At 59.1% G+C, this 26,016-nt stretch carries 22 protein-coding genes; 18 read left to right on the top strand and 4 right to left on the bottom strand.

Annotated features, from left to right (window positions below; genetic code table 11):
- Positions 1 to 63: 63 nt before the first annotated feature.
- From ACM6JQ_RS11130 to ACM6JQ_RS11215, 18 genes are all read left to right on the top strand, one after another.
- Positions 64 to 825 carry a secretin N-terminal domain-containing protein gene (locus ACM6JQ_RS11130; RefSeq protein WP_007920196.1) on the top strand — a complete coding sequence of 254 codons (762 nt, stop codon included), beginning with the start codon at positions 64 to 66 and terminating at the stop codon, positions 823 to 825.
- 473 nt (positions 826 to 1,298) lie between these two features.
- The gene (aceA, locus tag ACM6JQ_RS11135; RefSeq protein ID WP_007920195.1) at positions 1,299 to 2,624 is read left to right on the top strand and encodes an isocitrate lyase; all 1,326 of its coding nucleotides are present in this window, start codon (positions 1,299 to 1,301) and stop codon (positions 2,622 to 2,624) included.
- Positions 2,625 to 3,171: 547 nt separating this feature from the next.
- Positions 3,172 to 3,585 (top strand): NADH-quinone oxidoreductase subunit A, encoded by a 414-nt coding sequence (locus ACM6JQ_RS11140; RefSeq protein WP_003223812.1) that lies wholly within the window; start codon positions 3,172 to 3,174, stop codon positions 3,583 to 3,585.
- Positions 3,586 to 3,595: 10 nt separating this feature from the next.
- Positions 3,596 to 4,270 (top strand): NuoB/complex I 20 kDa subunit family protein, encoded by a 675-nt coding sequence (locus tag ACM6JQ_RS11145; RefSeq protein ID WP_007920192.1) that lies wholly within the window; start codon positions 3,596 to 3,598, stop codon positions 4,268 to 4,270.
- 74 nt (positions 4,271 to 4,344) lie between these two features.
- Positions 4,345 to 6,129, top strand: coding sequence for an NADH-quinone oxidoreductase subunit C/D (gene nuoC, locus ACM6JQ_RS11150; protein ID WP_007920189.1), 1,785 nt, complete (start codon positions 4,345 to 4,347; stop codon positions 6,127 to 6,129).
- A gap of 2 nt (positions 6,130 to 6,131) precedes the next feature.
- On the top strand, positions 6,132 to 6,629 hold the full coding sequence (nuoE, locus tag ACM6JQ_RS11155; protein WP_007920186.1) for an NADH-quinone oxidoreductase subunit NuoE: 498 nt from the start codon (positions 6,132 to 6,134) through the stop codon (positions 6,627 to 6,629).
- Positions 6,626 to 7,981 (top strand): NADH-quinone oxidoreductase subunit NuoF, encoded by a 1,356-nt coding sequence (gene nuoF, locus ACM6JQ_RS11160; protein ID WP_007920184.1) that lies wholly within the window; start codon positions 6,626 to 6,628, stop codon positions 7,979 to 7,981. The genes nuoE and nuoF overlap by 4 nt, the downstream gene beginning before the upstream one ends.
- Before the next feature lie 136 nt (positions 7,982 to 8,117).
- Positions 8,118 to 10,832, top strand: a complete 2,715-nt coding sequence (nuoG, locus tag ACM6JQ_RS11165; RefSeq protein ID WP_414893785.1) for an NADH-quinone oxidoreductase subunit NuoG — start codon at positions 8,118 to 8,120, stop codon at positions 10,830 to 10,832.
- Positions 10,829 to 11,836 (top strand): NADH-quinone oxidoreductase subunit NuoH, encoded by a 1,008-nt coding sequence (gene nuoH / locus ACM6JQ_RS11170; RefSeq protein ID WP_007920179.1) that lies wholly within the window; start codon positions 10,829 to 10,831, stop codon positions 11,834 to 11,836. Before nuoG ends, nuoH begins: the two co-directional genes overlap by 4 nt.
- An 11-nt stretch (positions 11,837 to 11,847) precedes the next feature.
- A complete protein-coding gene (gene nuoI / locus ACM6JQ_RS11175; RefSeq protein ID WP_007920177.1) occupies positions 11,848 to 12,396 on the top strand; it encodes an NADH-quinone oxidoreductase subunit NuoI in 549 nt (182 codons plus the stop codon).
- Positions 12,397 to 12,405: 9 nt separating this feature from the next.
- Positions 12,406 to 12,906 (top strand): NADH-quinone oxidoreductase subunit J, encoded by a 501-nt coding sequence (gene nuoJ, locus ACM6JQ_RS11180; RefSeq protein ID WP_007920176.1) that lies wholly within the window; start codon positions 12,406 to 12,408, stop codon positions 12,904 to 12,906.
- 3 nt (positions 12,907 to 12,909) lie between these two features.
- On the top strand, positions 12,910 to 13,218 hold the full coding sequence (gene nuoK, locus ACM6JQ_RS11185) for an NADH-quinone oxidoreductase subunit NuoK (protein ID WP_003223790.1): 309 nt from the start codon (positions 12,910 to 12,912) through the stop codon (positions 13,216 to 13,218).
- Positions 13,215 to 15,068, top strand: a complete 1,854-nt coding sequence (gene nuoL / locus ACM6JQ_RS11190; RefSeq protein ID WP_007920175.1) for an NADH-quinone oxidoreductase subunit L — start codon at positions 13,215 to 13,217, stop codon at positions 15,066 to 15,068. The genes nuoK and nuoL overlap by 4 nt, the downstream gene beginning before the upstream one ends.
- Before the next feature lie 39 nt (positions 15,069 to 15,107).
- On the top strand, positions 15,108 to 16,640 hold the full coding sequence (gene nuoM, locus ACM6JQ_RS11195; protein WP_007920174.1) for an NADH-quinone oxidoreductase subunit M: 1,533 nt from the start codon (positions 15,108 to 15,110) through the stop codon (positions 16,638 to 16,640).
- Between the two features lie 7 nt (positions 16,641 to 16,647).
- Positions 16,648 to 18,111: an NADH-quinone oxidoreductase subunit NuoN gene (gene nuoN / locus ACM6JQ_RS11200; protein ID WP_007920173.1), complete on the top strand. Its 1,464-nt coding sequence runs from the start codon at positions 16,648 to 16,650 to the stop codon at positions 18,109 to 18,111.
- A 427-nt stretch (positions 18,112 to 18,538) separates the two neighbouring features.
- The gene (locus tag ACM6JQ_RS11205) at positions 18,539 to 18,889 is read left to right on the top strand and encodes a toxin (protein ID WP_093434372.1); all 351 of its coding nucleotides are present in this window, start codon (positions 18,539 to 18,541) and stop codon (positions 18,887 to 18,889) included.
- The gene (locus ACM6JQ_RS11210; RefSeq protein ID WP_027614657.1) at positions 18,879 to 19,193 is read left to right on the top strand and encodes a helix-turn-helix domain-containing protein; all 315 of its coding nucleotides are present in this window, start codon (positions 18,879 to 18,881) and stop codon (positions 19,191 to 19,193) included. Before ACM6JQ_RS11205 ends, ACM6JQ_RS11210 begins: the two co-directional genes overlap by 11 nt.
- Positions 19,194 to 19,366: 173 nt before the next feature.
- Positions 19,367 to 20,692 (top strand): OprD family porin, encoded by a 1,326-nt coding sequence (locus tag ACM6JQ_RS11215; RefSeq protein WP_414893786.1) that lies wholly within the window; start codon positions 19,367 to 19,369, stop codon positions 20,690 to 20,692.
- A gap of 459 nt (positions 20,693 to 21,151) precedes the next feature.
- Here the strand turns inward: ACM6JQ_RS11215 and ACM6JQ_RS11220 are convergent, their stop codons facing one another.
- The 4 genes from ACM6JQ_RS11220 to ACM6JQ_RS11235 form a co-directional block, all read right to left on the bottom strand.
- Positions 21,152 to 21,532, bottom strand: a complete 381-nt coding sequence (locus tag ACM6JQ_RS11220) for a DUF6124 family protein (protein ID WP_007920171.1) — start codon at positions 21,530 to 21,532, stop codon at positions 21,152 to 21,154.
- A gap of 486 nt (positions 21,533 to 22,018) precedes the next feature.
- Entirely contained in the window at positions 22,019 to 22,351 is a 333-nt protein-coding gene (locus tag ACM6JQ_RS11225) for a DUF2790 domain-containing protein (protein ID WP_414893787.1), read from the bottom strand.
- Positions 22,352 to 22,429: 78 nt separating this feature from the next.
- Complete coding sequence (locus tag ACM6JQ_RS11230; RefSeq protein WP_095113691.1) at positions 22,430 to 22,633, bottom strand: co-regulatory protein PtrA N-terminal domain-containing protein; 204 nt, start codon at positions 22,631 to 22,633, stop codon at positions 22,430 to 22,432.
- 223 nt (positions 22,634 to 22,856) lie between these two features.
- Positions 22,857 to 26,006, bottom strand: a complete 3,150-nt coding sequence (locus ACM6JQ_RS11235) for a CusA/CzcA family heavy metal efflux RND transporter (protein WP_414893788.1) — start codon at positions 26,004 to 26,006, stop codon at positions 22,857 to 22,859.
- Positions 26,007 to 26,016: the final 10 nt, after the last annotated feature.

Genomic DNA, 26,016 nt, shown 5'->3' on the forward strand with positions numbered 1-26,016 from the left:
CTTGCCCCACCCCAGGCCGACAAACTGGCAATATCAAGCCTTTCGAAAGCGGAGATAACGGACATGTCCCTACGCACCCTGCTCACCACCCTGCTGCTCGGTTGCAGTTTTTCGGTGATGGCAGCCACAGAAATCGTGCCTCTCAATTACCGCACCAGCGCCGACATGCTGCCGATGGCGCAAGACTTCCTCGGCAAGGACGGTCAGGTCAGCGCCTACGGCAACCAACTGATCATCAAGGCCGAGCCGGACAAGATTCAGGAACTCAAGGCGCTGATCAGCCAACTGGACACTGCGCCCAAGCGCTTGCTGATCACCGTCGACACTAATGAAAACAATGGCCGTGGCGATGAAGGCTATGCGGTCAACGGCGCCCAGCCGAATCAGACCCGTATCATCAGCCGCAGCACCACCAGCCGCGAAGGCGGCGTCCAGCAGGTGCAGGCCACCGATGGCATGCCGGCGCTGATTCAGGTTGGCCAGAGCGTGCCGATCACCAATGTTCAGAGCGATTCCTACGGCGGTTACAACAGCCAAACCCAATACCGCAACGTCACCCAGGGTTTCTATGTCACCGCCAGCGTCACCGGCGACATCGTTCACCTGGCGATCAGTACCAACCGTGACCGTATGAGCCAGGAACGTCCCGATGTAGTGAACGTGCAAAGCACCGACACAACTGTCAGCGGACGTCTCGGCGAATGGATCACCCTTGCCGGCGTCAATCGCCAGACCCAGGCCGACAAACAGGGCCTGACCCGCAGCTACTCGACTCAAGGCCGGGATGACATGACCTTGCGGGTGAAAGTCGACGCCTTGGACTAAAGCACCGAAAACTGACTGATTAGTCGTATTAGACGAAAGATGTAGTGCTTTAAAAAAAGCACTACAAAACGTTTGACGGGGTAAAAAAGCGAAGGCATGATGGCCTCGCTCCCGCTAATCAGAGGCCCTGGCAAGGGCCTTCGAAGCGACGTTCGCACCTACCCCGCGAACCGTTTCGTGTCTGTACCGCCCACAAGGTGTGTTTGACGAGGTTGCCGACTGGAACGAAGTTGTCCCGAGGGACGGAAGCGTATTTAGGTAACCCGGCTTCACACTGTAGACCGTATAAAGGCCCACGACGCCCGAATGCGCCCGCAGTCCGCCACTACCTGCTCACTTCCCCTCGAGCCCATCGTTCATCCCGTCGCCTACCCCGCCGAATCCGACTTGACCACCTAAGCTTCTGGTCAGCGAGCGCAGGAATTTTCCACCGCAGAACAACTTTTCATAAAGACGCGACGAGGTTTATCTCCATGGCACTGACACGCGAACAGCAAATTGCAGCCCTCGAAAAAGACTGGGCTGAAAACCCGCGCTGGAAAGGCGTGACACGCACTTACTCCGCTGCTGACGTCGTCCGTCTGCGTGGCTCGGTTCAACCTGAGCACACCTTTGCAAAAATGGGCGCCGACAAGCTGTGGAACCTGGTCACCCAGGGTGCCAAGCCGTCCTTCCGTCCTGAGAAAGATTTCGTCAACTGCATGGGCGCCCTGACCGGCGGCCAGGCTGTTCAACAGGTTAAAGCCGGTATCCAGGCAATCTACCTGTCGGGCTGGCAAGTGGCTGCGGACAATAACTCCGCAGAATCCATGTACCCGGACCAGTCGCTGTACCCGGTGGATTCGGTTCCAACCGTGGTCAAGCGCATCAACAACTCGTTCCGTCGTGCTGACCAGATCCAGTGGAAAGCCGGCAAGAACCCGGGCGACGATGGCTACATCGACTACTTCGCACCGATCGTGGCTGACGCTGAAGCCGGTTTCGGCGGCGTGCTGAACGCCTACGAGCTGATGAAGAGCATGATCGAAGCAGGCGCCGCCGGCGTTCACTTCGAAGACCAACTGGCTTCCGTGAAGAAGTGTGGTCACATGGGCGGCAAAGTACTGGTTCCGACTCAGGAAGCCGTACAGAAGCTGACCGCTGCGCGTCTGGCTGCTGACGTTGCCGGCACCCCGACCATCATCCTGGCCCGTACCGACGCCAACGCTGCTGACCTGCTGACCTCCGATTGCGACCCGTACGACCAGCCGTTCGTGACTGGCGAGCGCACTCAGGAAGGTTTCTACAAGGTCCGTGCCGGCCTCGATCAAGCCATCGCTCGTGGCCTGGCTTACGCTCCATACGCCGACCTGATCTGGTGCGAAACCGCCAAGCCGGATCTGGACGAGGCTCGTCGCTTCGCCGAAGCGATCAAAAAGGAATACCCGGACCAATTGCTGTCGTACAACTGCTCGCCTTCCTTCAACTGGAAGAAAAACCTGGACGACGCGACCATCGCCAAGTTCCAGCGCGAATTGTCCGCCATGGGTTACAAGCACCAGTTCATCACCCTGGCCGGCATTCACAACATGTGGCACAGCATGTTCAACCTGGCGCACGACTACGCCCGCAACGACATGACTGCCTACGTGAAACTGCAAGAGCAGGAGTTCGCTGACGCCGCCAAGGGTTACACCTTCGTGGCTCACCAGCAGGAAGTGGGCACCGGCTACTTCGACGACATGACCACTGTGATCCAGGGTGGCTCGTCCTCGGTTACCGCACTGACCGGTTCGACTGAAGAAGAACAGTTCCACTGATTCGGCTTCGCTGAGCAAACGGCCTTTGCGGATCGTATAGAAAGCTAACCGCAGAGCCGCAAAACTGACGCCCCGACTGGTTCGGGGCGTTTTTTTTGCCCCCGGAAAACACACCCTCCCCTGTAGGGATCGGCGTCGTTCGGAGAAAACATTGATCCAGAGCGGTACATCCGTCAGAAAAATCCGCTAAAACGGGCGCCGTCGCTACTTGCAGTAACGTGCAAGTAAGACAACTTCCCAACTGACATCCCGTTAAACAGTTACAAAACCCCTGCAAACGATATCAATTATCATTTAGCCACAACTATGTTCGTTACATTCCCTACAAAACATTATTTGCATAAACCCGCCTAATGCCCGCAAAGCATGGGCTGCAGGGCATTGGAGATGCGCTATGTCCTTATTCCAATAAATAATTTCGCTATAGGAATTTTACTTGCAGGGTGTTTAGCCATAAAATCAGCGCGATTGATTGCTGCGACATATCGTCACTGCCTATTTCTTTATCAAGCTCAGAGACCTTTGCTCTCTGTTAAGGATTACCAGCATGCCCGAAGCGACAGGACTCATGGCCCACAACTGGGGCTTTGCCATTTTCCTTCTGGGTGTCGTCGGCCTGTGTGCCTTCATGCTTGGCGTCTCCAGCCTCCTTGGGTCAAAAGCCTGGGGTCGCAGCAAAAACGAACCGTTCGAGTCCGGCATGCTACCTACCGGTGGCGCCCGCTTGCGGCTCTCAGCCAAATTCTATCTGGTCGCGATGCTCTTCGTGATCTTCGATATCGAAGCCCTCTTTCTCTTTGCATGGTCTGTGTCCGTCCGCGAAAGCGGCTGGACCGGATTCGTCGAAGCTCTCGTTTTCATAGCAATTCTGTTGGCAGGTCTTGTCTACCTGTTCCGAGTGGGCGCCCTTGACTGGGCTCCGGAAGCTCGTCGCAAGCGGCAGGCGAAGCTGAAACAATGAGGCTTTGGCAATGCAATACAATCTCACCAGGATCGACCCCGATGCTCCTAACGAGCAATATCCGATTGGCGAACGGGAAACCGTTTCCGATCCGTTAGAAGATCAAGTCCACAAAAACATTTTCATGGGCAAGCTGGAAGACGTGCTGAGTGGCGCGGTCAACTGGGGACGTAAGAACTCCCTGTGGCCGTACAACTTCGGCTTGTCGTGCTGCTACGTGGAAATGACCACCGCCTTCACGGCGCCCCACGACATCGCGCGCTTTGGCGCCGAAGTGATCCGGGCATCGCCGCGTCAGGCCGACTTCATGGTTATCGCCGGTACCTGCTTCATCAAGATGGCGCCGATCATCCAGCGTCTCTACGAGCAGATGCTCGAGCCGAAATGGGTTATCTCCATGGGTTCGTGCGCTAACTCCGGTGGCATGTACGACATCTACTCTGTGGTTCAAGGGGTGGACAAGTTCCTGCCCGTGGACGTCTACGTACCTGGCTGCCCTCCTCGTCCGGAAGCATTTCTGCAAGGCTTGATGCTGCTGCAGGAATCGATCGGCAAGGAGCGTCGTCCGCTTTCCTGGGTCGTTGGCGATCAAGGCGTTTATCGCGCCGACATGCCTTCGCAAAAAGAAGAGCGCCGCGAACAGCGAATCGCAGTCACCAACCTGCGCAGCCCTGACGAAGTCTGATCCAGATCTGTTCTTACAAAAGAAACGAGAAGCTGGCTTCATTCTTTACGTTGACCGAAAGCGAAAAAATAACCATGACTACAGGCAGTGCTCTGTACATCCCGCCTTATAAGGCAGACGACCAGGATGTGGTCGTTGAATTGAACAACCGTTTTGGCGCCGAAGCGTTCACCGCTCAGTCGACCCGTACCGGCATGCCGGTACTGTGGGTCGCGCGCGCCAGGCTCGTTGAAGTCCTGACTTTCCTGCGCAACCTGCCCAAGCCGTACGTCATGCTCTATGACCTGCACGGCGTGGACGAGCGTCTGCGCACCAAGCGTCAAGGGCTGCCGAGTGACGCTGAGTTCACCGTGTTCTATCACCTCATGTCGCTGGAGCGTAATAGTGACGTGATGATCAAGGTCGCCTTGTCCGAGAGCGACCTCAGCTTGCCGACCGTCACCAGCATCTGGCCGAACGCCAACTGGTACGAGCGTGAAGTCTGGGACATGTTCGGTATCGACTTCAAAGGTCACCCGCACCTGTCGCGCATCATGATGCCGCCGACCTGGGAAGGTCACCCGCTGCGCAAGGACTTCCCGGCGCGTGCCACCGAATTCGATCCGTACAGCCTCAACCTCGCCAAGCAACAGCTTGAGGAAGAAGCCGCGCGCTTCCGTCCTGAAGACTGGGGCATGAAGCGCTCCGGCCCGAACGAGGACTACATGTTCCTCAACCTCGGCCCGAACCACCCTTCGGCGCACGGTGCGTTCCGCATTATTCTGCAACTGGACGGTGAAGAGATCGTCGACTGCGTGCCGGACATCGGTTACCACCACCGTGGTGCCGAGAAGATGGCCGAGCGTCAGTCGTGGCACAGCTTCATTCCGTACACCGACCGTATCGACTACCTCGGCGGCGTGATGAACAACCTGCCGTACGTGCTCTCGGTCGAGAAGCTGGCCGGCATCAAGGTGCCTGAGAAGGTCGACGTCATCCGCATCATGATGGCCGAGTTCTTCCGGATCACCAGCCACCTGCTGTTCCTCGGGACTTACATCCAGGACGTTGGTGCGATGACTCCGGTGTTCTTCACCTTCACCGACCGCCAGAAGGCGTACACGGTGATCGAAGCCATCACCGGTTTCCGTCTGCACCCGGCCTGGTACCGCATCGGTGGTGTTGCCCACGACCTGCCGCGCGGCTGGGAAAAACTGGTGAAAGACTTCGTTGAATGGCTGCCAAAACGCCTCGACGAATACACCAAGGCTGCCCTGCAGAACAGCATCCTCAAGGGTCGTACCATCGGCGTCGCCCAGTACAACACCAAAGAAGCCCTGGAATGGGGTGTCACCGGTGCTGGCCTGCGTTCGACCGGTTGCGATTTCGACCTGCGTAAGGCGCGTCCGTACTCCGGCTACGAGAACTTCGAGTTCGAAGTACCGCTGGCTGCCAACGGCGATGCCTACGACCGCTGCATGGTTCGCGTCGAAGAAATGCGCCAGAGCATCAAGATCATCGATCAGTGCATGCGCAACATGCCGGAAGGCCCGTACAAGGCGGATCACCCGCTGACCACGCCGCCGCCGAAAGAGCGCACGCTGCAGCACATCGAAACCTTGATCACGCACTTCCTGCAAGTTTCGTGGGGCCCGGTGATGCCGGCCAACGAATCCTTCCAGATGATCGAAGCGACCAAGGGCATCAACAGTTATTACCTGACGAGCGACGGCGGCACCATGAGCTACCGTACCCGGATCCGCACTCCAAGCTTCCCGCATCTGCAACAGATCCCTTCGGTGATCAAAGGCAGCATGGTCGCGGACATGATTGCGTACCTGGGTAGTATCGATTTCGTTATGGCCGACGTGGACCGCTAAGCATGAACAGCACGCTTATCCAGACAGACCGTTTCACCCTCAGTGAAACCGAGCGCTCGGCCATCGAGCACGAGCTGCATCACTACGAAGACCCGCGCGCGGCGTCGATCGAAGCCCTGAAGATCGTTCAGAAGGAACGCGGCTGGGTGCCGGATGGCGCCCTGTACGCGATCGGCGAGATCCTCGGCATCCCGGCCAGCGACGTTGAAGGTGTGGCGACCTTCTACAGCCAGATTTTCCGTCAGCCAGTTGGCCGTCACATCATTCGCGTCTGCGACAGCATGGTCTGCTACATCGGCGGCCACGAGTCGGTGGTCAGCGAAATCCAGAACAATCTGGGCATCGGCCTGGGTCAGACCACCACCGACGGTCGTTTCACCCTGCTGCCTGTCTGCTGCCTCGGCAACTGCGACAAGGCGCCGGCGCTGATGATCGACGACGACACCTTTGGTGATGTGCAGCCTGCTGGCGTCGCCAAACTGCTCGAGGGCTACGTATGACCCTGACATCTTTCGGTCCTGCCAACCGCATTCAGCGTTCGGCCGAGACTCACCCGCTGACCTGGCGTCTGCGCGATGACGGCGAAGCCGTGTGGCTCGACGAGTACCAGGCCAAGAACGGTTACGCCGCTGCGCGCAAAGCCTTCGCCGACATGGATCAGGACGCCATCGTCCAGACCGTGAAAGACGCAGGCTTGAAAGGTCGAGGCGGTGCAGGCTTCCCCACGGGCGTGAAGTGGGGCCTGATGCCCAAAGACGAATCCATCAACATCCGCTACCTGCTGTGCAACGCGGATGAAATGGAGCCGAACACCTGGAAAGACCGCATGCTGATGGAGCAACTGCCCCATCTGCTGATCGAAGGCATGCTGATCAGTGCTCGCGCGCTGAAAACCTACCGTGGCTACATCTTCCTGCGTGGCGAGTACACCACCGCCGCCAAACACCTCAACCGTGCCGTGGAAGAAGCCAAGGCTGCTGGCCTGCTGGGCAAGAACATTCTCGGCAGCGGCTTTGATTTCGAGCTGTTCGTCCACACCGGCGCCGGGCGTTATATCTGCGGTGAAGAAACCGCACTGATCAACTCCCTCGAAGGCCGCCGCGCCAACCCGCGCTCCAAGCCGCCCTTCCCTGCCGCCGTTGGCGTGTGGGGCAAGCCGACTTGCGTGAACAACGTGGAAACCCTGTGCAACGTGCCGGCGATCATTGCCGACGGCGTTGACTGGTACAAATCGTTGGCCCGCGAAGGCAGCGAAGACATGGGCACCAAACTCATGGGCTTCTCCGGCAAGGTCAAGAACCCGGGCCTGTGGGAACTGCCATTCGGCGTTACCGGTCGCGAGTTGTTCGAAGACTACGCCGGCGGTATGCGCGACGGCTTCAAGCTCAAGGCCTGGCAACCAGGTGGCGCCGGTACCGGTTTCCTCCTGCCAGAACACCTCGACGCGCAAATGTACGCCGGCGGCATCGCCAAAGTGGGCACCCGTATGGGTACCGGCCTGGCCATGGCGGTGGACGACAGCGTCAACATGGTCTCCTTGCTGCGCAACATGGAGCAGTTCTTCGCTCGCGAGTCGTGCGGTTTCTGCACCCCGTGCCGTGATGGTTTGCCATGGAGCGTCAAGCTCTTGATGGCCATCGAACAAGGCCGTGGTCAGCCAGGCGACATCGAGACCCTGCTGGGTCTGGTCAACTTCCTCGGCCCGGGCAAGACCTTCTGTGCTCACGCACCGGGTGCCGTGGAGCCGTTGGGCAGTGCCATCAAATACTTCCGTCCAGAGTTCGAAGCCGGTATCGCGCCAGTCAGCGCCGCCGTCCCGCCTCTGGCAAGGCCGATCGTAATCGGCGCGTAAACGCTTAAAAAGGCGAAGGGTCCGTGCCCTTCGCCTTTCGTCCGATGACGCCTTTCGGGGCTGACTGGATTCGGACGGATAACAAGATTCCATTAGCCACGCCCGCTGACACCGGGCCAACGAAGACCTTTGAACCATGGCCACTATCCACGTAGACGGCAAAGCGCTCGAAGTCGACGGGGCAGACAACCTGTTACAGGCATGTCTGTCGCTGGGCCTCGACATCCCTTATTTCTGCTGGCACCCCGCGCTTGGTAGCGTCGGGGCTTGCCGCCAGTGCGCGGTCAAGCAGTACACCGACGAGAACGACACCCGTGGTCGCATCGTCATGTCCTGCATGACCCCGGCCACCGACAATACCTGGATCTCCATCGACGATGAAGAATCCAAGGCGTTCCGCGCCAGTGTTGTCGAATGGCTGATGACCAACCACCCGCACGACTGCCCTGTGTGCGAAGAAGGCGGTCATTGCCACCTGCAAGACATGACTGTGATGACCGGCCACAACGAGCGCCGTTATCGCTTCACCAAACGCACCCACCAGAACCAGCAACTGGGCCCGTTCATTTCCCACGAAATGAACCGCTGCATCGCTTGCTACCGCTGCGTGCGTTTCTACAAGGATTACGCTGGCGGCACCGACCTCGGTGTGTTCGGCGCCCACGACAACGTGTACTTCGGTCGCGTTGAAGACGGCACCCTCGAAAGCGAGTTCTCCGGCAACCTCACCGAGGTCTGCCCGACCGGTGTGTTCACCGACAAGACTCACTCCGAGCGTTACAACCGTAAATGGGACATGCAGTTCGCGCCGAGCATCTGCCATGGCTGCTCGAGCGGTTGCAACATCTCTCCGGGCGAGCGTTACGGCGAACTGCGTCGCATCGAAAACCGTTTCAACGGTTCGGTGAACCAGTACTTCCTGTGCGACCGTGGCCGTTTCGGTTATGGCTACGTCAACCGCACCGACCGTCCTCGTCAGCCACTGCTGGCCGACGGCACCAAGCTCGGTCTGGATGCTGCGCTGGATAAAGCTGCTGATCTGCTGCGCGGGCGCAACATCGTCGGTATCGGTTCGCCGCGCGCCAGCCTCGAAAGCAACTACGCGTTGCGCGAACTGGTCGGCGCCGAGCACTTCTACTCGGGTATCGAAGCCTCCGAACTGGAGCGCATCCGTCTGGTCCTGCAAGTGCTGAAAGACAGCCCGCTGCCAGTGCCGAACATGCGCGACATTGAAGACCACGACGCGATTTTCGTGCTCGGTGAAGACCTGACCCAGACCGCCGCCCGTGTGGCGCTGTCGCTGCGTCAATCGGTCAAAGGCAAAGCTGAAGACATGGCCGAAGCCATGCGCGTTCAGCCTTGGCTCGACGCTGCGGTGAAGAACATCGGTCAGCACGCGCTGAACCCGCTGTTCATCGCCAGCCTGGCGGAAACCAAGCTCGACGACATCGCTGAAGAATGCGTACACGCTGCTCCGGATGACCTGGCGCGCATCGGTTTCGCCGTTGCTCACGCACTGGACGCCAGCGCCCCGGCCGTTGAAGGTCTGGACGCTGAAGCACTGGAACTGGCTCAGCGCATCGCTGACGCCCTGCTCGCTGCAAAACGTCCGCTGATCATCGCCGGTACTTCGCTGGGCTCCAAAGCCCTGATCGAAGCCGCCGCGAACATCGCCAAAGCCCTGAAGCTGCGCGAGAAGAACGGTTCGATCAGCCTGATCGTGCCGGAAGCCAACAGCCTTGGCCTGGCCATGCTCGGTGGCGAATCGGTCGACGCGGCTCTGCAAGCAGTGATCGACGGCAAGGCCGACGCCATTGTCGTGCTGGAAAACGATCTGTACACCCGCACCGCCAAAGAGAAAGTCGATGCCGCACTGAACGCTGCGCAAGTGGTGATCGTTGCTGACCATCAGAAGACGGCTACCAGCGACCGCGCGCACTTGGTTCTGCCAGCCGCAAGCTTCGCTGAAGGCGACGGTACGCTGGTCAGCCAGGAAGGTCGCGCGCAGCGCTTCTTCCAGGTTTTCGACCCGCAATACATGGATGCGAGCATCCTGGTTCACGAAGGCTGGCGCTGGCTGCACGCCCTGCGCGCGACCCTGCTGAACCAGCCGATCGACTGGACGCAACTCGACCACGTCACCGCTGCCGTTGCTTCGAGCACCGAGCAACTGGCGCGCATCGTCGACGCTGCACCGTCCGCCGCGTTCCGCATCAAGGGTCTGAAACTGGCGCGTGAGCCGCTGCGTTACTCCGGTCGCACCGCGATGCGCGCCGACATCAGCGTTCACGAACCGCGCACCCCGCAAGACAAAGACACCGCGTTCGCCTTCTCCATGGAAGGTTACTCGGGCTCTGCCGAACCGCGTCAGCAAGTGCCATTTGCATGGTCGCCGGGCTGGAACTCGCCACAAGCGTGGAACAAGTTCCAGGACGAAGTCGGTGGTCACATCCGCGCTGGCGACCCGGGCACCCGCCTGATCGAAAGCACCGGTGATTCGCTGAAGTGGTTCGCTGCAGCACCGCGCGCATTCAACCCGGCGCCGGGCACCTGGCAAGCCGTGCCGTTCTTCCACCTGTTCGGCAGCGAAGAAAACTCTTCGAAAGCCGCGCCGGTTCAAGAGCGTATTCCGGCTCCTTACGTGGCACTGGCCAAGTCGGAAGCGGATCGTCTGGGCGTCAACGACGGTGCACTGCTGAGCCTGAACGTCGCCGGTCAGACCCTGCGTCTGCCGCTGCGTATCAATGAAGAACTGGGCGCCGGTCTGGTGGCATTGCCTGCGGGCATCGCCGGCATTCCACCGGCATTCGCCGGCGTATCCGTCGACGGTCTGCAGGAGGCAGCGCAATGACCTGGTTCACCCCTGAAGTGATCGATGTGATCCTCTCGGTCGTCAAAGCCATCGTGATTCTGCTGGCCGTGGTGGTCGCGGGCGCGTTGCTCAGCTTTGTCGAACGTCGCCTGCTGGGCTGGTGGCAGGACCGTTACGGTCCGAACCGCGTTGGCCCGTTTGGTATGTTCCAGATCGCCGCCGACATGCTGAAGATGTTCTTCAAGGAAGACTGGACCCCGCCGTTTGCCGACAAAGTGATCTTCACTTTGGCACCGGTGGTGGCGATGTCGGCCTTGCTGATCGCGTTTGCGATCATCCCGATCACCCCGACCTGGGGCGTCGCGGATCTGAACATCGGCCTGCTGTTCTTCTTCGCCATGGCCGGTCTGTCGGTCTACGCGGTGCTGTTCGCCGGCTGGTCGAGCAACAACAAGTTCGCCCTGCTCGGCAGCTTGCGTGCGTCGGCGCAGACCGTGTCCTACGAAGTGTTCATGGGCCTGGCCCTGATGGGCATCGTGGTGCAGGTCGGCTCGTTCAACATGCGCGACATCGTCGAGTACCAAGCGCAGAACCTGTGGTTCATCATTCCGCAGTTCTTCGGCTTCTGTACTTTCTTCATCGCTGGCGTCGCCGTGACTCACCGTCACCCGTTCGACCAGCCGGAAGCGGAACAGGAACTGGCCGACGGTTACCACATTGAATACGCCGGTATGAAATGGGGCATGTTCTTCGTCGGTGAATACATCGGCATCATCCTGATCTCGGCGCTGCTGGTCACCCTGTTTTTCGGTGGCTGGCACGGTCCGTTCGGCATCCTGCCGCAACTGGCCTTCGTCTGGTTCGCACTGAAGACCGCGTTCTTCATCATGCTGTTCATCCTGCTGCGCGCTTCTATCCCGCGTCCGCGTTATGACCAGGTGATGGATTTCAGCTGGAAATTCTGCCTGCCACTGACCCTGATCAATTTGCTGGTGACCGCTGCGGTCGTGTTGTGGAACACGCCTGCAGTCGCGGTTCAGTGAGGATTTGACCCATGTTCAAATATATTGGCGACATCGTTAAGGGTACTGGTACCCAGTTGCGCAGCCTGGTCATGGTCTTCGGCCATGGCTTTCGCAAGCGCGACACCCTGCAATACCCGGAAGAAGCGGTCTACCTGCCACCACGCTACCGTGGTCGCATCGTCCTGACCCGTGACCCCGATGGCGAAGAGCGTTGCGTTGCCTGCAACCTGTGCGCCGTGGCTTGCCCGGTGGGTTGCATCTCGCTGCAGAAAGCTGAAACCGAAGACGGTCGCTGGTACCCGGACTTCTTCCGTATCAACTTCTCGCGCTGCATTTTCTGCGGTCTCTGCGAGGAAGCCTGTCCGACCACCGCGATCCAGCTGACCCCGGATTTCGAGATGGCCGAGTTCAAACGTCAGGACCTGGTGTACGAGAAAGAAGATCTGTTGATCTCCGGCCCCGGCAAAAACCCTGATTACAACTTCTATCGTGTTGCAGGTATGGCAATCGCTGGCAAGCCGAAAGGCTCCGCGCAGAACGAAGCCGAACCGATCAACGTGAAGAGCTTGCTGCCTTAAGGAAGAACGATGGAATTCGCTTTCTATTTCGCATCGGGTATCGCTGTTGTGTCCACGCTTCGCGTAGTCACCAACACCAACCCTGTGCACGCCCTGCTCTACCTGATCATCTCGTTGATCGCTGTGGCCATGACTTTCTTCGCACTCGGCGCACCGTTCGCCGGCGTGCTGGAAGTGATCGCTTACGCCGGCGCCATCATGGTGCTGTTCGTGTTCGTGGTGATGATGCTGAACCTGGGTCCCGCCTCGGTTCAGCAAGAACGCGTCTGGCTCAAGCCCGGCATCTGGGCCGGTCCGGTGATTCTCGCCGCGCTGCTGCTGGCCGAACTGCTGTATGTGCTGTTCGCTCACCAGAGCGGCCAGGCCATCGGCCACACCACCGTAGATGCGAAAGCCGTGGGCATCAGCCTGTTCGGTCCGTACCTGCTGGTGGTCGAACTCGCCTCGATGCTGCTGCTTGCTGCAGCCGTCACGGCGTTCCATTTGGGCCGTAACGAGGCGAAGGAGTAAGTCATGCCTGCTATCCCTCTCGAACATGGATTGGCCGTTGCCGGCATCCTGTTCTGCCTTGGTCTGGTCGGCCTGATGGTCCGCCGCAACATTTTGTTCGTGTTGATGAGTCTGGAAGTAATGATGAACGCCTCTGCACTGGCGTTCATTGTTGCAGGCGCCCGTTGGGGCCAGCCGGATGGACAGATCATGTTCATCCTGGTGATCAGCCTTGCAGCCGCCGAGGCCAGTATTGGTCTGGCGATCCTGCTGCAACTGTATCGCCGCTTCCACACGCTCGATATCGACGCTGCCAGTGAGATGCGCGGATGAATCTTATCTTTCTGACTTTCGTATTCCCTCTGATCGGTTTCCTGCTGCTGTCGTTCTCCCGTGGACGCTGGTCGGAAAACCTCTCGGCGCTGATCGGCGTGGGTTCCATTGGCTTGTCGGCGATTGTCGCCGCCTACGTCATCTGGCAATTCAACGTCGCGCCACCCGAAGGCGGTCACTACACGCTGGTACTGTGGAAGTGGATGGCGGTCGAAGGCTTCAAGCCTGACTTCGCCCTCTACGTCGATGGCCTGTCGATCACCATGCTCGGCGTGGTCGTTGGCGTCGGTTTCCTGATCCACCTGTTCGCGTCCTGGTACATGCGCGGTGAAGCGGGCTACTCGCGCTTCTTCTCGTACACCAACCTGTTTATCGCCAGCATGCTGTTCCTGGTACTCGGCGATAACCTGTTGTTCCTGTACTTCGGCTGGGAAGGCGTGGGCCTGTGCTCGTACCTGTTGATCGGTTTCTACTACAGCAACCGCAACAACGGTAACGCCGCACTCAAGGCTTTCATCGTGACCCGGATCGGCGACGTGTTCATGGCCATCGGCCTGTTCATCCTGTTCCAGCAAGTGGGCACGCTGAACATCCAGGAACTGCTGGTGCTGGCACCGCAGAAATTCCAGGTCGGCGACTTCTGGATCACCCTGGCGACCCTGATGCTGCTGGGTGGTGCGGTGGGTAAATCGGCACAACTGCCGCTGCAAACCTGGCTCGCGGACGCGATGGCTGGCCCGACCCCGGTTTCGGCACTGATCCACGCCGCAACCATGGTTACCGCTGGTGTCTACCTGATCGCCCGTACCCACGGTCTGTTCACCCTGGCGCCGGAAATCCTCCATCTGGTCGGCATCGTTGGTGGTGTGACGCTGGTTCTGGCAGGTTTTGCCGCGCTGGTACAAACCGACATCAAACGTATCCTCGCCTACTCGACCATGAGCCAGATCGGCTACATGTTCCTGGCGCTGGGCGTTGGCGCCTGGGATGGCGCGATTTTCCACCTGATGACCCACGCTTTCTTCAAGGCCCTGCTGTTCCTTGCCTCCGGTGCGGTGATCGTTGCCTGCCACCACGAGCAGAACATCTTCAAGATGGGCGGTCTGTGGAAAAAACTGCCACTGGCCTACGCCAGCTTCATCGTCGGCGGTGCCGCTCTGGCCGCTCTGCCACTGGTTACCGCCGGCTTCTACTCCAAGGACGAAATCCTTTGGGAAGCGTTCGCCAGCGGCAACCACGGTCTGCTTTACGCAGGTCTGGTCGGCGCGTTCATGACTTCGCTGTACACCTTCCGCCTGATCTTCATCACGTTCCACGGTGAAGCCAAGACCGAAGCCCACGCCGGTCACGGCATCTCGCACTGGCTGCCACTGTCGGTGCTGATCGTGCTGTCGACGTTCGTCGGCGCGATGATCGTGCCACCGCTGCACGGCGTTCTGCCAGAAAGCGTTGGCCATGCCGGTGGCGAAGCCAAGCACAGTCTGGAAATCGCTTCGGGCGCCATCGCCCTGGCCGGCATCCTGCTGGCAGCGCTGCTGTTCCTCGGCAAGCGTCGCTTCGTCACGGCGATCGCCAACAGCGGCATCGGCCGTTTCCTTTCGGCCTGGTGGTTCGCTGCCTGGGGCTTCGACTGGATCTACGACAAACTGTTCGTCAAGCCTTACCTGGCGATCAGCCACGTACTGCGCAAAGACCCGCTCGACCAGACCATCGGTCTGATCCCGCGTATGGCCAAGGGTGGTCACACTGCCCTGAGCCGCACCGAGACCGGTCAACTGCGTTGGTACGCTGCTTCGATGGCTGCTGGTGCCGTGCTGGTCATTGGCGCCATCGTGCTGGTAGCGGTCTGATATGAACCTTGCGAATTTGCGAAAGGAAACGAGCCCGTCATGATTCTGCCTTGGCTAATCCTGATCCCCTTCATCGGCGGCCTGCTGTGCTGGATGGGTGAGCGCTTCGGCGCTACCCTCCCGCGCTGGATTGCGCTGTTGACCATGACCCTGGAACTCGCCCTCGGCCTCTGGCTGTGGGCCCACGGTGACTATTCATTTGCGCCGGCGCCTGGCGCCGATCCGACCTGGGCGCTTGAGTTCAAGCATGTCTGGATCCAGCGCTTCGGCATCAACGTGCACCTGGCCCTCGACGGCCTGTCGCTGCTGATGATCCTGCTGACCGGCCTGCTGGGTATCCTCTCGGTACTCTGCTCGTGGAAAGAGATTCAACGTCACGTTGGCTTCTTCCACCTGAACCTGATGTGGATCCTGGGCGGCGTTGTCGGCGTGTTCCTCGCCCTCGACCTGTTCATGTTCTTCTTCTTCTGGGAAATGATGCTGGTGCCGATGTACTTCCTCATCGCGCTCTGGGGTCACAGTTCTTCGGACGGCAAGAAAACCCGGATCTACGCGGCGACCAAGTTCTTCATCTTCACTCAGGCTTCCGGCCTGATCATGCTGGTGGCGATCCTCGGTCTGGTGCTGGTCAACTTCAACAACACTGGCGTGATCACCTTCAACTACGCCGACCTGTTGAAAACCAAGATGTCGATGACCACCGAGTACATTCTGATGCTCGGCTTCTTCATCGCCTTCGCGGTCAAGCTGCCGGTGGTTCCGTTCCACTCGTGGTTGCCTGATGCCCACGCCCAGGCGCCGACTGCCGGTTCCGTCGACCTCGCCGGTATCTTGCTGAAAACCGCTGCCTACGGTCTGCTGCGTTTCGCCCTGCCGCTGTTCCCGAATGCTTCGGCCGAGTTTGCGCCGATTGCCATGACCCTCGGTCTGATCGGGATCTTCTACGGTGCGTTCCTCGCTTTCGCACAAACCGACATCAAGCGTCTGATTGCCTTCTCGTCCGTTTCCCACATGGGCTTCGTGTTGATCGGCATCTACTCCGGCAGCCAACTGGCCCTGCAAGGTGCAGTGATCCAGATGCTCGCGCACGGTGTGTCGGCGGCGGCACTGTTTATCCTCAGCGGTCAGTTGTACGAGCGTCTGCACACTCGTGACATGCGTGAGATGGGCGGTGTGTGGTCGCGTATCGCTTACCTGCCGGCAATCAGCCTGTTCTTTGCAGCCGCGTCTTTGGGTCTGCCGGGTACCGGTAACTTTGTCGGTGAGTTCCTGATCCTGATCGGCTCCTTCGCAAGCTGGCCGTGGATCACTGCGATTGCCACCTCCGGTCTGGTGTTCGGTTCGGTCTACTCGCTGATCATGATCCACCGTGCCTACTTCGGTCCGGCGAAATCGGATTCGATCCTGCACGGTATGGACGCTCGCGAACTGATCATGGTGCTAGGCCTTGCGGTGTTGCTGATCTACATCGGCGTCTACCCGCAACCGTTCCTCGACACGTCTGCCGCCACGATGCATGGCGTGCAGCAGTGGCTCGGCACCGCCTTCACTCAACTCGCTTCGGCCCGGTAAGAGCGCTATGGAATTCACGATTCAACACTTTATTGCGCTTGCGCCACTGTTGATCACCAGCCTCACCATTATCGTGGTGATGCTGGCAATCGCCTGGCGCCGCAACCACTCGCAGACCTTCCTGATCTCGGTCGCCGGTCTGAACCTGGCCTTGCTGTCGATCCTGCCAGCCCTGAAAGTCGCGCCTCTGGCCGTGACTCCACTGCTGCAAATCGACACCTTCGCTTGCCTGTACATGGCGCTGATCCTGGTCGCCACCCTCGCCTGCGTCACCCTCGCCCACGCTTATCTGGGTGATGGCGGTTCGGGTTACCCGGGCAACCGTGAAGAACTCTACCTGCTGATCCTGATGGCCGCCGCCGGTGGCCTGGTTCTGGTCAGCGCGCAGCACCTGGCCGGTTTGTTCATCGGTCTGGAACTGCTCTCGGTACCGGTTTACGGTCTGGTGGCTTACGCCTTCTTCAACAAGCGTTCGCTGGAAGCCGGCATCAAATACATGGTGCTGTCGGCCGCCGGTTCTGCATTCCTGTTGTTCGGTATGGCGCTGCTGTACGCAGACTCGGGTTCGCTGAGCTTCGTTGGCATCGGTCAGGCATTGGCTGCGACTGGCCTGCCTAGCTCGCTGGCACAACTGGGCCTGGGCATGATGCTGATCGGTCTGGCGTTCAAGCTGTCGCTGGTACCGTTCCACCTGTGGACGCCGGACGTTTACGAAGGTGCTCCGGCACCGGTGGCTGCGTTCCTCGCGACCGCTTCGAAGGTTGCGGTGTTTGCGGTGATGGTGCGTCTGTTCCAGATCTCCCCTGCTGCCAGCAGCGGCGTACTGAGCGACGTGCTGACCGTGATCGCCATCGCCTCGATTCTGTTCGGTAACCTGCTGGCCCTGACCCAGAGCAACCTCAAGCGTCTGCTCGGTTACTCGTCCATCGCGCACTTCGGCTACCTGCTGATCGCGCTGGTGGCGAGCAAGGGTCTGGCGGTGGAAGCCATCGGCGTGTACCTGGTGACTTATGTGATCACCAGCCTCGGCGCCTTCGGCGTGATCACTCTGATGTCCTCGCCGTACAACGGCCGTGACGCGGATGCGCTGTACGAATACCGCGGCCTGTTCTGGCGCCGTCCGTACCTGACCGCCGTGCTGACCGTGATGATGCTGTCGCTGGCGGGTATCCCGCTGACCGCGGGCTTCATCGGCAAGTTCTACATCATCGCTACCGGTGTTGAATCGCACCAATGGTGGCTGGTCGGGTCCTTGGTACTGGGCAGCGCCATCGGCGTCTTCTACTACCTGCGCGTGATGGTCACCCTGTACCTGATCGAGCCAAACCTGCGTCGCCACGACGCCCAGCTGCACTGGGAACAGAAGGCAGGCGGCGTGATGCTGCTGGCCATCGCCCTGGTCGCGTTCTTCCTGGGTGTATACCCGCAGCCATTGCTGACGCTGGTTCAGCAGGCGGGTCTGGCGGGCTGATTGCTCCGTCGCTTTTAGCTACAAATAGAAACGGCACCTTCGGGTGCCGTTTTTGTTTTTGCGGGTAAGCCCGGCTCCCACAGGTTTCGATGGTGTTCACAAAGTCTGTAGTCCCGCCCACCCCTTCAAGTCTAAACATACAAGCGAGCCTGCTCGCGAAGGCGTCGGCACATTCAACCTCTTCTTCGCCTGACACCCCGCCGCTATCACCATTCGGCGTTGGGCACTGCTTGCGGGATTGTTCCGACACGGCAGCTGCGAAGCCTCTTCATAGATCAATCGAACGTTCTCACCACACGCGGCGATTCGTCCTACAGGTGTTTTTACGAGCGGCGTCTACCGTTGAAAAAGGGACGAAAAGCAAGGCTAGGAGGCCTTGACCGATTCGATTATCGAGACAACACTATACGTAGGTAGCGTACAGAACATGGATGCTCTATTTATCGAATTGCCTGTATTTCAGAAGCACCGAGACGACTATCTGGATGACGATCTGTTTCGCAGCTTTCAACTGGAGCTGCTGAAAAATCCGGAAGCGGGCGATCTCATCGAGGACACAGGCGGGCTTCGTAAAATTCGCTTTGGCGACCAACGAAGAGGGAAAGGTAAGCGCAGCGGATTACGAGTGATTTATTACTGGTGGTCAGGCTTCGATCAGTTCTGGCTCTTTACCGTCTACAACAAAAACGAGCAGGACGATTTGACGCCTGCCCAGAAAAAACTTTTCAGAAAAACGCTGGATAGAGAACTCAACGCGAGAACCCACTATGAAACGTGACATTTTTTCCGAACTGATGGATGGACTGGAAGCACTGGCCGATGAACGCCAAGGCAAAATCACCTTACGTACCCACAAAGTTCAACTGCCAAAACTGATGCCGATCACTGCTGAAGAAGTGATAGCCATCCGTCAGCAACTTAATCTTTCCCGGTCAGTATTCGCGATGTATCTACGCACCAACACGCGAACGCTCGAAAACTGGGAGCAAGGACGAGCAACGCCCAATGCTCAGGCCACAACCCTGATCCGTCTGGTCGAGCGTTTTCCACAGACAATCGAACAACTCGCAGCCCTGACCTGACACAGGGTTTTAATTCCAGCCACATGACGAAATTGTAATTCCCTCATCACCTTGGCGTTATCCGCAGCTTGCAACGATGTCACCCGGCGACCATGCCGGCGGGCCCTGCCCCGCCGAACAATAAAACCCACGCCGACGCACGTTCCCGTTCTGCCGAACCCAAGGAGTGTTTGATGGTTAACCCTACAAAAATATCGATGGCCGCTTTAGCGGTGGTGGTCGGCGCCGGGCCGTCCATGGTGTTTGCAGAAGACAAACCCGAGGGCTTTGTCGAAGGCAGCAGCCTTACGCTGCTCAACCGCAATTTCTACTTCAATCGTGATCATCGCAATGGTCAGTCCAGCCCCACCGGCAACGGTTATTCCGAAGCCTGGTCGCATGCGGTGATCAGCAAGTTCGAATCCGGTTTCACCCAAGGCACCGTCGGGGTCGGGGTTGATGCGTTTGCGATGATCGGGCTGAAACTCGACACAGGTGACGGCCGTAATGGCGGGCGCAGTTCGTTTGATGTATTGCCGGTCAACAGCGACGGCGAGGCGGGGGACGAATACACCAAGGTAGGCGGTGCTGCGAAAATTCGGGCGTTCGATACGGTGGTCAAGGTCGGTGATGTGTTCCCGGCCAACCCTGTGGTTGCGGCGGGTGACTCGCGCTTGCTGCCGGAAAGCTTTCGCGGAGTGACGGCGAGCAACACCAGTATCGAAGGTCTGTCGGTGCAGGGCGGTCGGTTGCATGCGATGAGCCAACCGGTGTCCAGCGACATGCGCGAGAACTTCGCCACGTTCTACGCCGGACCGGTCAACTCGCCGTGGATCGCTTATGGCGGCGGCGATTATGTGCTGAACAAGAATCTCAGTTTCAGCCTGTACTCCAGCCGTCTCAAGGATGCGTGGAATCAGTATTACGCTGGCACCGCCTGGACGTATCCGCTGTCCGATGACCTCTCACTGTTCGGTGGCCTGAACTATTACAAGGCGGTCGATGAAGGCAAACAACTGCTCGGCGAGTTCGACAACAACATCTGGAGCGGCCGCGTCGGTATGAAACTTGGCGCCCACTCGGTCGCCCTCTCCCACCAGCGCAACAACGGCAATGATGACTTCGATTACCTGCGCCAGTCCGATTCGATCTTCCTCGACAACTCGATCCAGTACAGCGACTTCAACTCGCCGAAAGAGCGTTCGTGGATGGTGCGCTATGACCTCGACATGAGCACCTATGGCGTACCGGGTCTGTCGTTCATGACTCGCTACGCGCGCGGCACCGACGCTGATTATTCCAACGCCAACGCGGTGTACATGCGCCGCGATGCCGAGGGTAATCCACTGACCGATCAAAAACGTTGGGAGCGCGATATCGAAGTCAAATACGTGGTGCAGAGCGGCTCGATGAAAGACCTGTCGCTACGCTTGCGCCAGGCCACGACCCGCGCCACGGCGTTCGAGTCGGATCTGGATGAAGTGCGGGTGATTGTCGAGTATCCGTTGGCGATTCTCTGATTACGCGGTTGATGCAAATTCACCTTTAGAAGCTCCTTGCTCCTTTGGTAAGAGGTGAATCTTTTGGCGTCCTTCGGGGCGCCTTTTTTTGCATTGCGTTTTGCCGTGGTTATGTTTTCCAGGTTTAGGCCCGGCCCTCACCCTAGCCCTCTCCCAGAGGTAGAGGGGACTGACCGCGCTGCTTAGTGGAAATACATCGACCTGAAAAACCGGGGCGTACTCTGGTTTTGAATGGCTTGAAAGCCTGCTCCCTTTCCCCATCGCCCCATGGGTGAGAGGGGACTGACCGAGCTGGTTGTTGAAGATACATCGACCTGAAAAACCGAGGCGTACTCTGATTTTGAATGGCTTGAAGATCTGCTCCCTTCTCCCTCGCCCCCTCGGGGGAGAGGGCTGGGGTGAGGGGGCAGGATTTTGAGGTCAACGCAAAAACAACGGATAAAACCCGGCCATTGATAGCTACGACGCAGGATCTACGTTATCCAATGCCTTGTTCACCGCAAGTTCGCCAAGCATGACGACCTGCGCGATGCCGAGCAGGGTCTTGCGATGGGTGCCGCCTAGCAGCGCGGCGAAGTCACCGAGCATTACCGTGGCCGAGGCCAGGGATTCGCTGGCGTTGGCCAGTAGTGATTCGGTGTCGGCTTTGGGATTGACCAGAAACATCTGGTTGGGGATGTACGGTGCGGACATGATGGCGGCTGAGGGTTTGAGGTAGAAATCGAGGGCGCGGTCGGCGGCTTCGTGGAGTTTTCGGGTGTCGACGGAGGCGTAAGGGGATGTTGAGTTGGCGTCGGGGATTGCGTCTGTTTCTGGGGGATTTGGGGTTGGCTTTTTCATGGTGTATCTCCAGTCTTGCGGTGGAGCTGGCCCTTTCGGTTCCACGCGAGGGGTGGCAGCTGTACGCAGGTTGGAACCCGGGGACCAGAGAAAACCCGGCAGACTCGAAGTCTCCCGCGCACAGCCGCCATAACAGAGAGCACACCATGAAGGTGCGCAAGCATACGTCATGAAAGCCACTTTTGCGCTTCTTGGGTCCCGGGGTTCCAAACCCGATCGCTGAATTGGCAGCGACCCGCACAGGCTAGAGAGCTGAAGTCCGACGGACAACCTGAAAACATTGTGGGAAGGTTCCGTATTTCCAACACAGCCTTTAAACATCACGAATTGAAATACGCATCGTGATATTGAAATTCGGCCCTGTAGGAGCTGCCGAAGGCTCGGGCCGCGTTCGGACGATCTTTTGACTTTGATTTTTAAGATCAAGATCAAAAGATCGCAGCCTTCGGCAGCTCCTACAGGAGACCGCGTTCAGACGTTACAGATTCAGCTACCGCCGTTTCGACACACGCCCATCACGTTGTACTTGATGGTATTGAGCAGACCTTTGGAGTCCTCGTAGGTCATCGCGGTGGGCACCACTTTGCACGCAGGCTGCGGCTTCACAACACTCACCACTTTGACCACGTCCAGCTTCATTCCGTATTCGTAATCCTTTACCACCGGCGGCGCTTTGCCCTGGTTGGCGGCGTACTGTTCCATGGCTTTGCTGTTGGCGCTGAGCGCGCGTTCGAAAGTGCGGTCACCACCGCCTTCGGCCAGCACATTTACCGACGTCGCCATGACAGCCGCGAATGCGATCAAGTTGAGTACTTTCATATCCATTTGCTTCCCGTCCGGGCGTAAAAAAAGCCCGGCATCGATGCGCGATATCGGGCTTGTTCAGGTGCAGCAGACTTACAGATCGCGGGTTTTGTCGTCCTTCTTGTCGGTGACGACCACCGGGTTGCCGGCGGCTTTTTCCTTGGCGACGAAGAGCTCCATGGAGCGCTCGTTGCTGGTCATCATCCGCTCGAATGTGCGGTCACCGCCGCCTTCGGCCAGGGCCACGGAAGAGATCGCCAGAGCGGCTGCGAAGGCAGTGAGTTGGGCAAGTTTCATCGTTGATTCCTCGTTTAAGTAACTGACGGGATCAAGGTAACAATCCGAACCTTTCGTGACGGTGGCGGGGAAATTACATATCCGTTATGTGCCCGGCACTCTTCTGAAGTCGAACACAAAACCTGTAGGAGTGAGCCTGCTCGCGATAGCGGTGGGTCAGTCAATGTAGATCTGACTGATAGACCGCTATCGCGAGCGGGCTCACTCCTACAGGGGGGATTGCCTAGTTAGATGGAACGGTGTCCTCATCCCGGCGATGGGCGAGTTGATAGAGCGCCGGCAAGATCAGCAGCGTGAGGATCGTGGAAGACAGGATTCCGCCGATCACTACGGTGGCGAGCGGCCGCTGCACTTCGGCGCCGGTGCCGGTCGCAAGCGCCATGGGAATAAAGCCCAGCGACGCCACCAGCGCTGTCATCAACACCGGCCGCAAACGCGTCAGCGCGCCTTCATGAATCGCATCCGACAGCGAATGCCCCTCTTCCCGCAAATTACGAATAAACGCAATCATCACCAAGCCGTTCAACACCGCCACACCGGACAACGCGATAAACCCGACACCCGCCGAAATCGACAACGGAATATCCCGCAACCACAGCGCCATGACCCCACCGGTCAGCGCAAACGGAATCCCGGTAAACACCAGCAAACCGTCCTTCAAGTTGTTGAACATCATGAACAACAACCCGAACACCAACAGCAGCGCCACCGGCACGACAATCTGCAAGCGTTTGGCCGCTGATTGCAGTTGCTCGAACTGCCCGCCCCAACTGGTCCAGTAACCCGCCGGGACCTGCACATCACGCTCGATCACCTCGCCGGCCTCGCTGACGAACGAGCCGATATCACGCCCGCGCACGTTGGCGCTGACGATCACCAGACGCTTGCCGTTTTCGCGGCTGACCTGATTCGGCCCGAGCACCAGGTCGAGGCTGGCGACATCTTGCAGCGCGATGAAGCCGATCTGATTCGCAGCGCCGCTCAGTGCTGGCACCGGGATCAGCAATGCCGACAAGCCGTCGATGTCCTTGCGCATGGCATCGGACAAACGCACAACCATGTCGAAACGCCGATCGCCCTCATACAAGGTCCCGGCCTGCCGCCCGCCCACCGCGACCGCAATGGTGTCCTGCACATCACCGACATTCAGCCCATATCGCGCAGCCTTGTCGCGATCAATGTTGATGGTCAGCACCGGCAGCCCGGTGGTTTGTTCGACCTTCACTTCAGAGGCACCGTTGACCTTCTGCATCGCCGCAGCAATCTTCGCCGCCGTGGCATTGAGCACGTCCATATCATCACCGAACACCTTCACTGCAACGTCACTGCGCACACCGGAGATCAATTCGTTGAAACGCAACTGAATCGGCTGCGACAGCTCATAGTTGCTGCCCGGCAACATCGCGGCCGCAGCTTGCAGTTCGGCCATCAGGGTTTCGCGGGACTTGCCCGGATCCGGCCACTGCTCTTTCGGCTTGAGCATCACGTAGCTGTCAGAGATGTTCGGCGGCATCGGGTCGGAGGCGATTTCGGCGGTGCCGGTGCGGGCAAAAACACGTTCGACTTCTGGCACCTTCGCCAGTATCAACGTCTCCAAGCGCTGCTGCATGTCCACCGATTGCGTCAGGCTGGTGCCCGGCACGCGCAACGCTTGCAGGGCAAAATCCCCTTCGCTCAGGCTAGGAACAAACTCGCTGCCCATGCGACTTGTGAGCACACCACTAAGGACAATCACGCCCAGCGCCGCGCCCACTGCGATTGCGCGATGGGACATGACCCAGGCCAGCGCCGGCGCATAAACACGACGTGCGCCACGCATCACCGCGCCCTCTTCTTCCTTGACCTTACCGGTCACGAACAACGCAATCGCCGCCGGCACAAAGGTCACGGAAAGCAACATCGCGCCAAGCAAAGCGATGACCACGGTAAACGCCATCGGGTGGAACATTTTCCCTTCGACGCCGCTCAACGCGAAGATCGGCAGGTACACGACCATGATGATCAACTGGCCGAAAATCAGCGGTCGCCGCGCTTCTTTCGCTGCGGCAAAGACTTCCTTGAAACGCTCGGCGCGGGTCAGCAAGCGACCGTGATGCTGCTGCGCATGGGCCAGTCGACGCAGGGTGTTTTCGACGATAACCACCGCGCCGTCGACAATAATCCCGAAGTCCAGCGCGCCTAGGCTCATCAGGTTAGCGCTGACCTTGTTGCTGAACATGCCGGTGAAGGTGAACAGCATCGACAGCGGAATCACCATCGCAGTAATCAGCGCCGCGCGAATGTTGCCGAGGAACAGAAACAGAATCGCGATCACCAGAATCGCGCCTTCGATGAGGTTCTTTTTCACCGTGGCGATGGCTTTGTCGACCAGGTGCGTGCGGTCGTAAACCGGCACGGCGATCACGCCTTGCGGCAGGGACTTATTGATCTGTTCGAGCTTGCTGGCGACCGCTTGCGAGACCGTGCGGCTGTTCTCGCCGATCAACATGAACACCGTGCCAAGCACCACTTCACGACCGTTTTCCGTGGCCGCACCGCTGCGCAATTCGCGGCCGATTTCCACGCTGGCGACGTTCTTCACCCGGATCGGTGTGCCGTCGACATTGGCCATGACGATGTTGGCGATGTCCTCGGTGCTCGCCACTTGGCCCGGCGCGCGAATCAGCAATTGCTCGCCGCTGCGCTCGATGTAACCGGCGCCGACGTTGGCGTTGTTGCGCTCCAGCGCGGTGACCAGATCGGTCAGCGTCAGCTTGTACGCGGCCAAGCGTTTCGGGTCCGGCGCGATCTGGAATTCCTTGGCGAAACCGCCGATGGTGTTGATCTCGGCGACCCCGGGTACGTTGCGCAACTGCGGCTTGATGATCCAGTCCTGAATCACCCGCAGATCGGTCGGTGTGTACGCGCTGCCGTCGTCCTTGAGCGCGCCCTCCTTCGCCTCGACCGTCCACAGAAAGATCTCGCCGAGGCCGGTGGAGATCGGCCCCATGACCGCCTCTGCGCCCTCGGGCAATTGCTCCTTGGCGATCTGCAGACGCTCGTTGACCAATTGCCGGGCGAAGAACAGGTCGGTGCCGTCCTTGAAGATCACCGTGACTTGCGACAGGCCCGAGCGCGACAGTGAACGGGTCTGTTCGAGTGCCGGCAAACCGGCCATCGCGGTTTCAATCGGGAAGGTGATGCGCTGCTCGGTTTCCAGCGGCGAGAACCCGGCGGCGCCGGTGTTGATTTGCACCTGGACGTTGGTGATGTCGGGCACGGCGTCGATCGGCAGTTTTTGATAACTGGCGATGCCGAGGCCGGCCATGAGCAGAACGGCGAGCAGGACGATGATGCGCTGCTCGATGGCAAACTGGATCAGGCGTTCGAACATGAGGACCTTC

This window comes from Pseudomonas sp. IT-232MI5 (assembly GCF_949767845.1).
In the GTDB taxonomy this organism is placed as follows: domain Bacteria; phylum Pseudomonadota; class Gammaproteobacteria; order Pseudomonadales; family Pseudomonadaceae; genus Aquipseudomonas.